A 10,511-nucleotide genomic window follows, 5' to 3' on the forward strand; every position below is an offset into this window, starting at 1 on the left:
GAACCTAACCCCCCCCCCGCTATTCCTCAAAATCGAAATTTTCTCAATTTTGAGGAATAGCCCTTATGCCCTGTCTTTCCCGCTGCGGAGGATCCGTTCTCCCCGATTGAGCCTCAAAGCCCAGCCGTCCCCTCGCTCCGCCAATTGTCGCCACTTTATGAATCGTAGATTCCCATTACGCATATGTGGAATCACGCCTATTATGTAAAACACCGAACGAGTAGGGGATTCTAGCACCCCAATGAATGGCACTCTGTTTGGGTAAGAGGATTCATCCCATAGGATGGATCACTCGCGGAGTATATCCTCTCGGTTGGTTTTGAACGCCAACCGGGAGGTGATCTCCTTTTTCAAATCGCAATTCCAAAAACAAAATCCCCAGACGCTTTCAGTGAAAGCGTCTTTTTTGTATTACAATTACTGGTGACCTCCTTTCGGTGCGCCGTTATTCCTTTTTTGGATTAACGGCGCATTATCTTTCTGTTATACTTAATATCGACCAAGGCGTACCCCAAGCGCCTTGTAGAACAGGAAGATGACAACATGCCCCAGAATCAATACGGTTCGCGTGCATCCCGTTTCCAAAATGGTGCGCGTCATGCCGACTGAAACCGAAGAAACTAAAGCCCAAACGGCAAGCTCCATCATTGCCCCGCAGCAGGAGACGATTGTCCTGACGGCCTGCATGCGATCGAAGGACGTTCGCGAGGACGTTCTCCCGATGCTGCTCGAGGATGATTTCGTCAAGTCTGACCATCGTGCGCTGTTCCGCGCCATCCGCGCCATGCACGAGGCGAACTACCCGATTGACGACGTATCCCTGCTCGACTACCTGAGATCCAACCGTGAGCTGGATGCCGCGGGCGGGGAGCAGACCGTCGGGCGTATGTTCGAGTCCGACATGCCACTGCTGTCCTGGCAGACCGCATATGACCGCCTCATCGATGCCTCGAGGCGAAGGTCGCTCGTGACGGCGATGAACGAGATTGAGGCCGAGGCCTACGAGACCCCGACCGATATGAAGGCATTCGTCTCGAAGGTCGAGGGCTCGATCGCGCAGGTGGCCGAGCGCCGCGATATGCGCCCCTATCGGCACATCTCATCGTTCCTCACCGCAGCCGTGGACGAGGCCAGAAACCTCGATAGCGTCCCCTTGGACTCCACCGTCGTGAACACGGGCTTTGCAACCCTGGACGAGATGCTGGCAGGGCTGCGAGCAGGCCAGCTGATCGTAGTCGGCGCGAGGCCGGCCGTCGGTAAGACCTCATTCGCTCTCACCCTCGCGCTCAATGCCGCCCGCCAGGGTGTGAAGGTCGGCATCTTCTCGCTCGAAATGTCAGGCAAGGAACTTGCCCAGAGAATCATCTGCGCTGAGTCAGGCGTCTCGATTTCCCATTTCCGCATGGGAACCATTCCCAAGGCTTCATGGGATGCCATCGCGGCCGCCTGCTGCGATATCCCCGGCAACGACATCGAGATCGAGGACAAGGCGAGCGTCACGATAGGGGACATCCGCGCGACCGCCGCCCGCATGATGCGCGGCGCAGAGCGCGGGCTGATTGTGATCGATTACCTCCAGCTCATCTCGTCCGTATCAGATGGCACCAAGTACCAAAACCGTGCAGTCGAGGTCGGCGAAATAAGCCGCCGCCTGAAAGTGCTCGCCAAGGAGCTGGGCGTCCCCGTGGTCACGCTGGCGCAGTTGAGCCGCCAGGCCGAAGCCCACCCGGGCCTGCCGCGCCTATCGGATCTTCGCGAGTCGGGATCCATCGAGCAGGACGCGGACACGGTCCTATTCCTGTCACGCGACCCGGACGAAATCACGGACGAAAAATCGGGTTCAAGGCAGGTCATCCTGTCGGTCGCGAAAAACCGCAGCGGCCCCACAGGCGAGATCGACATGCTGTTCGTCCCCACGAGCACGAAATTTTACGAGGTGGGACCCAGAAAGGAGGCCCATGATGAGTAAGAAGAAGACCAAGCGCAACTCGAACAAGATCATCGGTCGCTGCCTTGAATCGGATGCCCATGCACAGACCATCGACGAGGGCTTTGCATTTCTCGACCGTCCGATTCTCAAACCGCGCGAGGCTCTCGCGTATCAGTGGGCGCTGCGCAACATCGCGCTTCAGAACCTGCGAATCAAATCGGAAAGCACTCGCGATGCGATAGACAACGGAACGAGCTATTTTTCCGACGGTGCGATTAAGGTGAAGGCCCATATCTTGAGCGGCATCGCCACCGACGTCCGCTTCGCCACCGATGACCCGGATGCCCCCATCGACCGGATCATGATGTCGTTCGTAAAGGTTTACAACGAACAGCAGCATAGATGGTGTCCCGTGGATTCCCATCTCTGGCTATTCGCAGACAAGCTGACCGTGCGCCCAGGAGAGGGCTGGGAAGAGCGAGAGGATGGCGAGGGCTTCGGAGTAGCATTAGGCGACCGCGTCGTATTCCTCGCCGAGGATAGGCTTTATGACGGACCGAAAGGCATGCGCCGACATGGGGCAGGGGAATGGTCGGTGTTGTCGTCCCAGCTGATGTACGGGACGAACAACAAGAGGAAAGCCCGCATCTGCGAGGTTCCCCGCAAAGTGGTAACCGATGGCTACCTGATGTTTCTCACGAAACGAGGCGAGCAGGTCGGTATCGCGCTCATGAATAACGAGGAATGGGCGGAATGTCAGGAGCGCTGTCAAGCGGCGGCAATGAAAGAGCCTTGGAGTCTCGTTGCCTACCTCGAGCAGGCCAAACGCCCCCTAATAATATAAAGGAGATACATGATGATTCAAAAGAAAACGCCGCGCTGTTCCCGAGTGGTCCTAGTCGAACCGACGAGGACCATCTATGGGCACATGGTTTTCAAGTTCACGGGTAACGCCGAGCGGGTAACCACCGGTTTCATCGAGAGGGAGAATCGGGACGATGGTTCCGTTGTGTGGCGTCCGTATATCCGCTCAACGACGCGCTCCGGGTATTGGAATGCCGGACCGATGAAAGAGTTCGTTGACGGGTACAAGTCGGAGGAGGATGCCATGACGGCGCTTCTGGACGAGGCTCAGGAGGTTCTTTGGAGTAGCTAATGGTCGAGATTGAACCCAACCGGCTGCACAGGCGCTTGAAACGCGCCTTGACGGCCAAAGGCATCTCTCAGCGCGAGCTGGGCAGAAGGATTGGGGCGACGCAGGCGAGTGTCTCGCACTATGTGAAGGGAAAGCGCCTGCCGGGAACGGTCGTCCTATACAAAATCTGTAAGGAACTGGATGTCTCAGCGGATTGGCTGCTGGGGCTGAAGCGAAAGGAATCGGACATGAACGATGGCAATTGGATTGATGACGGGATTGTGCCCTACCGCACGGCGGATGATTGCTCCCTTGTCGCCCGCATCGAGCAGGCGGAAGACGGCTCATTCGAATTGGGAATCCTCGAGGGCGACACCGCCTGCGAGCTGTTCGCCCAGCGGTTCGACTCGATGGACGCGGCCAAGAAGTACGGCGATGGCATTCTTGACCAGAAGCTGCAAAGGGACAAGGCGATCACGCTTATCGAGGACGAACTGGACGGCGTACTGAGTCCCAACCTGTCGGACGAGGACTACCTCGCAAGCGCGTCGCTCGATCGCGACACGATGCGCACGCTGGTGGTAAACGCCGTCCCGATTTGCACGGGTCCCACCAATCAGGAGGTTGCCGTGGCGTTCTCCATTTCAGGCCCCGACGGCATCGAGCTGGAGACGGAGCAGGAGCAGGCTGCCTTCGACCTCGCGACCGAGCGAGCCGTGTTCCTCTCCGGTATCTGGTCGGTCTACGCAACGCCGGCGGCTGCGATTGAAGCCGTGAAGGGGCTCATCGCCAAACTTGAAAAAGTCTATCCATCCCTGAACCGATAGAAAAAACGCACTACCTGTCGGCAGTTTCTCTATCTGTAGCCTCCCTTGTCGCGGCACCTGCCTCCATGAGGGAGGCCTCTTCATTCTTGTCGCCCATCATCTCATCAAGAGATTTTTCCTTTTTCTTATTATTCTTATTATTCTTATTGTCCTCGTGCGCGGTGTTCGACTTCTCACGGAGCGCTTTGGCAAACTCCCCGATCTTGTCTCGCCCGATGGTCACATAGGTATTCTTACCGCCATCGTCACGGGACAGCTTCAAGTCATACCTTCCATTGAGCATAATCTGGAGAGATCCCTCATTCGCGGCGCGGTCGAGGTATTTGTCTACTACGACCACCTTGGCGGTAAAGCCGCCGAGACCGTAGCCATCGACCGCGACGCCATGAGGCACCGAGAAGGTAACCGAATTGAGCACCTGACCGTATTGATTGGTTTTCGTCTTACCGTCCTTATCGGTCATGGTCTCGCTGTCGACGATGTTGCCGTACGGGATGATGACCTTCGGATTGTCGAACGCGACATCCTTATCGATCTTCCTGGTTCCGAGATATTGCCCATTGAAGGGCGTCTTGCCCGGATCGGTCTTCTTCTCATCGGCCCGGGTCGCACCCAATGCGCTCGCGACCGCCAGCTTTTCAGGTTTCCGACTCGCCGAGGCCGCGGGCACATCGGCATCTCTATCAAATGTCTTTGCATCCTTACTCTTCGGGATGTTGATGAGCTCTTCGCAGCATTTCTCGAGGTTCGAGACGAAAGTCCCGATTTTATCCTGCCCCACGGTCAGCTCGATGGCGCGACCGTCCTTGAAGCCGCTGAGCTTCAAGGGTCGCGAGTCGTTGAAGGAGGCCTGGAGGATACCCGTCTTCTCCGCCCGCTCGAGGTACTTGTCGGGATTGATGATCTCGACCCGAAGCCCGTCCATGCTGTAGCCATCCAGCTCCATCTTGCGCGGCAGGCGGATCACGATTCGCGACATCTCCTGTCCATATCGGCTCGTCACGGGTGTCCCGTCTCGACGCACCGCAGCCGTGGAGGAGATGACACTCGAGTAGGGGATATTGATGACCGTCTTCTCGATTTTATCCTTTCGGTCTTTCGAGACGATGCCGATGACTTGTCCCTTTTGCACGGTCTGCAGATCGGAATCGACCGGATCGATTCTCTTCACGCGACCCAATCCGAGTTTCTTCAGAAAGTCGAATCCGCCGAGCAGAGTGGTGTTCTGGCTATCGTTTTTCGGCATGATGCCTCCCTAATATCGCAAATCTATTTATCAAGGTATCTACCGAACGCGAAATCGAGGCGGACGGGACGAAAGAAGTCAAACGGCCGGCCGATAATCCTTATCCATATTGACGGGGTGATATACTTTTGTTATCATAAGAGTCGTAATCGATAGATAGATGCGTTTCCCCAAGACGCATCGGACAGGAGATTGACAATGTCAGATTTCAATAAGCCGAAAATCCGGCTGCATACGGTCAATATGCGCGAACAGTTCGTGGCCCCTTTGATGGATGGTCGCCTCAAGGCGATAACGCGCCTGAACGGACGCGGCTACAACACGGGGGACTACCTACGCTTTAGCGTGCTGCCGATGCAGTCCTCGGATGTCCAGTTTTCCATGACCACCGATGACGAGCGCGAGGCGCTCCAGAATCGATTCTACAGGGTCACCTTCGCCATGTACGGCAAGGGGCTGAAGGAGGGCTATGTGACGCTCTCATTGGAACTCATCCGCGAGAAAGCCATCATGGACACCCTCCGTTCCGAGATCGATAGGATGGCCAACAACGGGCAGAAAGTTGAGAATCCGCTCGACGCCTACGCAGATCTCTTCGACACCGCCTATCCCCAGGGTTATGATTCCCCGTATACGAAACGTCACGCCCAGCCCAGTCTTGACAGCATCGCCGAGGTAGCCACCGAGGCGGCGTCCAGCACAGAGCGACCGCGCGGCTGCTGACTTCAAGGAGTGCCCCATGCAAGCCATCACCCTCTTCCTCTCCGACCCCTATAACGTGGCCGGCATCCTTCTGTTCGCCTATATCTACTTCATGGTCTGCAAGCGGATGCTGCACTTCCGCGCATTCAATGTATGGAACGCGAAGACGAACCCGAATGCTTGGTGGCGCTTCGACCGTAGCTCCATCAAGTACGCCTACAGGCATGGGCGCCGCCACATGCCCAAGAAGATCGAGGATTTCTGCATCATGGTGAACCGCGTGATGTACCGCCGCGAGATTCTCGTGAAACTCTACGGCGAAGACGGCAACGACCTCCACATGCCCACCGTCTGGATGAAGAGATCCGATCTGACGCGCAAGGAGCGCATGACCAAGACGATTAAATGCTGCCCCGTCTCCTCGCCTGACAAGCACGGCTTCGCGTTCATCACGGAGAATCACGCCTACATCAGCGCAGTCGAGACCCTGGCGGGTGCGACCCGTCTTGCCGGAAAGCCTTACAAATATGCCTCCCTCGACCACTACGAGATGATCCAGATGCCGCAAGAGCTGTTCCTGAAGGACGAGGTCGTCAAGGCCCGCGTAGAGCGCCTGAAGGAGGACCACGCTTTCATCGTCCGCCATTACAAGCGTGCAGCCCTGTCGTACCGCTTGGCCTACGGCCGCTGCCTGCCGCTCAAGTACTTCCTGCCCCATTACCAGTACAGCCCGATCAGCCACGACATGGCCATCATCTAAGCCCTGTCCCCGCAGAAGCCTATAATCACTTGATATCTAGACCAGATTGGAAACTGCCATGAACACCGACATGAATCCCGAGAACATCAACCCCGACAGCTCCGACAATCTCAACGCCGATAACGAGGAAACCCAACTCATGGATACCCCCGATAACCCCATCGCCGCAGATGTCACCACCGAGCTTCCGCTTGCCAAAGACCTGGAAGATGCCGTGGCACCCGACCTGGACGCTACCGCCGATGACTCCCAGACACCCAGGCGTCCGAGTGGCCTGAAGCGCAAGCTCGTAGCAGGCGGCGTAGCGCTCGCCATCGTCGCGGCACTCGGCATCGGCCTATCGCTGAACCACGAGGCCGTGAACATCCCCGACAACGCACCCGTCGCATCCATCGTCGGCAAGAAGGACTCCAAGACCTATCCCGCATCCGTGACGCTTACGGCCGACGGCTGGAGCGAGGGGGACGGCGAGTTCTCCTACGAGATCGTCGATGCCGACGGCGAGTCCGCCGCCAAGGGGGATATCAAGCCGGGCAAGGAGGCTTCCGTCGACCTACCGAAGGGTGCCTACGCCCTGAACGTCACCTCTATCCCCACCGCCAAGGACGGCAAGACCACCTGGCTGGTGCCGGACGCGGTTGATTTCGTCGTCGAGGGCAAGGGAGCCTCGGTCAAGGTGAGCCTCACCAAGGTCGACATGACCGACGATGCGGCAGTGGACGCGGCAATCGAAAATCTCCCCGAGGAGGAGCGTGCCGCCGCCAAGAAACTCATCGAGGCCAAGCGCGAGAACCCGAACGCCAGCACGGTCAGCGCACCCGTATCCAAACCCAGCAGCTCCACCGTCCAGCAGGCCGGCGCGGCAAACGGCTCATCCGGCAAGGGCGATTCCAAGCCCGCATCCAAGCCCTCCGGCTCCAGTTCCAGCTCCAACAAGAATGACTCGAAGCCGTCCTCGGGCTCTGGCTCGAGCTCGAACAAGGGCGATTCCAAGCCCTCCGGCTCGAACAAGACCGACAAGCCCGCATCCAAGCCCGACAACTCCGGCAACTCCGGCAGCGGCTCGGGATCCGGCAGCTCCAAACCCTCCAAGCCCGCTGAGTCCGAGAAGGTCTGGGCAATCGTAACCCCCGCTTGGGACGAGCAGATCTACCACCCCGCCGTCACCCACACCGAGACCCAGAAGAAAAAGGTTGGCGTCCAATACCGCGCAACGGATGGCACCCTCTTTGATAACGAAGATGCTTGCTCTGAGTATTGTTGGGATAACGGACTCCAGTACGGATGCCTGCCCAAGTATGAGGAGGTCACCGTCACCGTAACCGATCAGGAAGCATGGACCGAGACCATCCACCACGAAGCCGTCTGGGGTTGGGTCAACAAGTAAGATGACCGAATCAAGGAGGGGTGTAGATTATGTTGCTACGTACCTTTATCCATGGGCTTGTGAGCGGAACCAAATCAAGCGACCTGAAAGCATCAACATCGACAGGCTTCGAAAGCAGCTCAAGCGAAAGCGGGAATCCTTCGAAAAGTCGTTCACCCGAATCGAAATGACCAAGGAACACCTGAACGAGATAATGGCGAGCCTTTGCAAGAAACTGATGATCGATAAAAGCGATTTGGTCGCGATCCACGAGGCCGCGCTCGTCGCCCTTGGAATCGACAGTAATGCAGTTCCGTACGGGTTGGACTTTCTCGTCTTGCGGGGTCTAGGGGATGCGGGTGTTTCCAAGTTATCCATCGATGGCTTCGATATCCGTCTTCATGCGCCCGAGAATTTTGAAGCGAATGGCCCTATCTCCCTTGTTGCCCCCAGAGGCATGGATTTCCCGTCTCTTGCTCCCGAGACCATCTTAGAGACAATTTCCAAGTCTCCGAGCTGCAGGTACCTGATGGAACAGAGGGCTGCGTTGGCGGAGCTGCTGCACTTCGACGATATGGACGATGACGAGCTCCGCCAATTTGCCGCCTATGTCAGGCCGTGATTTCATAGGATTCAGCGAAGGATGCTGTCACGTCCACCGTTTAATGAGGTACCGCCCTGAAATATCTCGTTGAAGATTCCGATAATCCTGCGCCCCCTGTTCAGGACTACGCCGAGGCCAAGGAAATCGTCCGCCAAGTACTCGGCTCCCATCCTTCGGTGAAGCAAGCTGCCATGTTCGGCTCTTTCGTACGCGGCGAGCAGACGGGCTCCTCCGACGTCGACCTGCTTCTCCAGGTCGACAGCAAGAAGGCCTTCGAAGTCGTCGGCATCGGCCTCGACTTGGCCGAGAGGCTTGGACGGGACGTAGACATGCTGGCGACTCTCTGCGGAGCCCAGAGCGGTTTCATCGAGAACCTGAATAGAGAAGGACGCATCATCTACAGTAGGGAGCTATAGAGTATGAGAACACTTGAAGAGGCGCGAAACACCCTTCAGATTTCGCAGGAAGATATCGACTTCATCATCGAAGGAATCCTGCGCGCTGGTGAGCCGATCGTCATCATCGCCTACGGCTCTCGGGCTCGCGGCGAAGCCGATGAATATAGCGACTACGACATTCTCTGTCTTTCCGCCCTTGAGGGATGTGAGCTTAAGGAATACTCGCTTGCAGCCGATGGGGAGCTATGGGGACTCGCTCGCGACTTGGACTTTCTCGTCCTGAACGTCGATGAGTTCAGAGCCGGTCTGAAAGCCGGAAACGAGTTCGCATGCGACGTAGACCGAGATGGTGTGGTTCTCTATGGAACAGTTTAACGCATACGAGGATTACTACGGAAATCTGCTATTCGCCGCCTACGGTTGGGGAACAAGTAGAATAGAACTGATACCCTGATAGTACCAAGGGAGGTGCCACCTTGAAATATCTTGTTGAAGATTGCGAGAACCCATCAATCCCCGTGAATACGCTTGCGGATGCCGCAAGCCGCGCCCGAGCAGTGTTTTCCGACTACCCATGCGTGGTCAAAGCGGTTCTATTTGGCTCGTTCTCGCGAGGTGAGCAGACAGATGCGTCCGACGTTGATTTTTTCCTCGGCCTCGATTCGACCTGCGCATCCTCAGACTACCTGTCCTTGCTCGACTCACTTGCCTCGGCGCTCGGAAGGGATGTCGATGTCACGGTGAAGCTGAAGGGCGCCACGGACAGGTTCGTATACAACCTCAAAACGGAAGGGAGACTCATATATGACAGAGCCAGAAATCGAGATATTCCATCAAATGCTGCTTAGATGCGATGATATTGCAGGGAAGCTCGACTATTTCGATGTCGATGAGAGCCTATGGCAACACAGCCCCTACATTAGGGACTCTTTTCTCATTTCGGTTTCGCAAATAGGCGAACTCGTCTCCAAAATCAGTCCCGAGACGTGCCGCCGGTATTTTCCCGATATCGAATGGCAGCAAATTAGGGGAATGCGAAACATCATTGTGCATGTCTACGCTAATGTCGATTACGATATCGTATGGGATGTCGTCAACGAGGAGGCTCCCAAGCTCAAGCAGACCCTCCTCAAAAACGATGATATCCGCCGTGAGTATGAGTCCACGCTTGTGGTTGAGGAGGACATCGAAGAAGACATCCTCGGGTATTTCGGCGCTCTCGATCCGATTGTCGGCGATGGTGCTGATGGACGCATTCCGCAAGACGGCAATCGCCCTTAAGGGCACTAATCAACCCATTAAAACGATAAGGGGCCAGAGATAATATCTCTGGCCCCTTTACTTACTTCCTCCTGACGCCCACCACGCCGTCCGAGACGACCTCGCTCCAGCGGATGTAACGCACCGTATCCATGGCTAGCTTTACTGCGCTGCCAGCTCGTGCTCGCGAGCACGAGCGCCCAGAGACATCAATTTCGGATGCCGTCGCAGCGTTCGCCTCGTCCGCGTCGAGCCACGCTTCGCACTTGTAGGTGCGCCACTG

General features: G+C 56.7%; 14 protein-coding genes. 12 read left to right on the forward strand and 2 right to left on the reverse strand.

Annotated elements, in window-relative coordinates:
• Positions 1-598 precede the first annotated feature (598 nt).
• From DW754_RS06870 to DW754_RS06885, 4 genes are read left to right on the forward strand one after another with little or no spacing between them, the layout of a single operon-like run.
• Positions 599-1,969, forward strand: coding sequence for a replicative DNA helicase (locus DW754_RS06870; RefSeq protein WP_158561632.1), 1,371 nt, complete (start codon positions 599-601; stop codon positions 1,967-1,969).
• Positions 1,962-2,774, forward strand: a complete 813-nt coding sequence (locus tag DW754_RS06875) for a hypothetical protein (RefSeq protein WP_117758904.1) — start codon at positions 1,962-1,964, stop codon at positions 2,772-2,774. The genes DW754_RS06870 and DW754_RS06875 overlap by 8 nt, the downstream gene beginning before the upstream one ends.
• A gap of 9 nt (positions 2,775-2,783) precedes the next feature.
• A complete protein-coding gene (locus DW754_RS06880; protein WP_117758903.1) occupies positions 2,784-3,086 on the forward strand; it encodes a hypothetical protein in 303 nt (100 codons plus the stop codon).
• Positions 3,086-3,892 carry a helix-turn-helix domain-containing protein gene (locus DW754_RS06885; RefSeq protein ID WP_117758902.1) on the forward strand — a complete coding sequence of 269 codons (807 nt, stop codon included), beginning with the start codon at positions 3,086-3,088 and terminating at the stop codon, positions 3,890-3,892. The genes DW754_RS06880 and DW754_RS06885 overlap by 1 nt, the downstream gene beginning before the upstream one ends.
• 10 nt (positions 3,893-3,902) lie before the next feature.
• Here the strand turns inward: DW754_RS06885 and DW754_RS06890 are convergent, their stop codons facing one another.
• The gene (locus tag DW754_RS06890) at positions 3,903-5,138 is read right to left on the reverse strand and encodes a hypothetical protein (protein WP_117758901.1); all 1,236 of its coding nucleotides are present in this window, start codon (positions 5,136-5,138) and stop codon (positions 3,903-3,905) included.
• Between the two features lie 198 nt (positions 5,139-5,336).
• Here DW754_RS06890 and DW754_RS06895 point away from each other — a divergent pair, with 198 nt between their 5' ends.
• The 8 genes from DW754_RS06895 (at position 5,337) to DW754_RS06930 (ending at position 10,249) form a co-directional block, all read left to right on the forward strand.
• Positions 5,337-5,861, forward strand: coding sequence for a DUF3850 domain-containing protein (locus DW754_RS06895; protein WP_117758900.1), 525 nt, complete (start codon positions 5,337-5,339; stop codon positions 5,859-5,861).
• Positions 5,862-5,877: 16 nt separating this feature from the next.
• On the forward strand, positions 5,878-6,600 hold the full coding sequence (locus tag DW754_RS06900) for a hypothetical protein (RefSeq protein ID WP_117758899.1): 723 nt from the start codon (positions 5,878-5,880) through the stop codon (positions 6,598-6,600).
• A gap of 58 nt (positions 6,601-6,658) precedes the next feature.
• On the forward strand, positions 6,659-7,987 hold the full coding sequence (locus DW754_RS06905) for a hypothetical protein (protein WP_117758898.1): 1,329 nt from the start codon (positions 6,659-6,661) through the stop codon (positions 7,985-7,987).
• Between the two features lies 1 nt (position 7,988).
• On the forward strand, positions 7,989-8,588 hold the full coding sequence (locus DW754_RS06910; RefSeq protein ID WP_117758897.1) for a hypothetical protein: 600 nt from the start codon (positions 7,989-7,991) through the stop codon (positions 8,586-8,588).
• A gap of 125 nt (positions 8,589-8,713) precedes the next feature.
• Positions 8,714-8,986, forward strand: coding sequence for a nucleotidyltransferase family protein (locus DW754_RS06915; RefSeq protein ID WP_255413253.1), 273 nt, complete (start codon positions 8,714-8,716; stop codon positions 8,984-8,986).
• A gap of 3 nt (positions 8,987-8,989) precedes the next feature.
• Positions 8,990-9,343, forward strand: a complete 354-nt coding sequence (locus DW754_RS06920; RefSeq protein ID WP_117758895.1) for a nucleotidyltransferase domain-containing protein — start codon at positions 8,990-8,992, stop codon at positions 9,341-9,343.
• A gap of 101 nt (positions 9,344-9,444) precedes the next feature.
• Complete coding sequence (locus DW754_RS06925) at positions 9,445-9,816, forward strand: nucleotidyltransferase family protein (protein ID WP_117758894.1); 372 nt, start codon at positions 9,445-9,447, stop codon at positions 9,814-9,816.
• The gene (locus tag DW754_RS06930) at positions 9,773-10,249 is read left to right on the forward strand and encodes a DUF86 domain-containing protein (RefSeq protein WP_117758893.1); all 477 of its coding nucleotides are present in this window, start codon (positions 9,773-9,775) and stop codon (positions 10,247-10,249) included. Before DW754_RS06925 ends, DW754_RS06930 begins: the two co-directional genes overlap by 44 nt.
• 61 nt (positions 10,250-10,310) lie before the next feature.
• On the opposite strand, the gene DW754_RS10970 is transcribed toward DW754_RS06930, so the two are convergent.
• Positions 10,311-10,511 (reverse strand): hypothetical protein (locus DW754_RS10970; protein WP_158562941.1); only part of this gene is annotated, 201 nt, incomplete at its 5' end.

The sequence above is a fragment of the Collinsella sp. AM29-10AC genome (assembly GCF_003469085.1).
Taxonomy (GTDB): Bacteria; Actinomycetota; Coriobacteriia; order Coriobacteriales; family Coriobacteriaceae; genus Collinsella.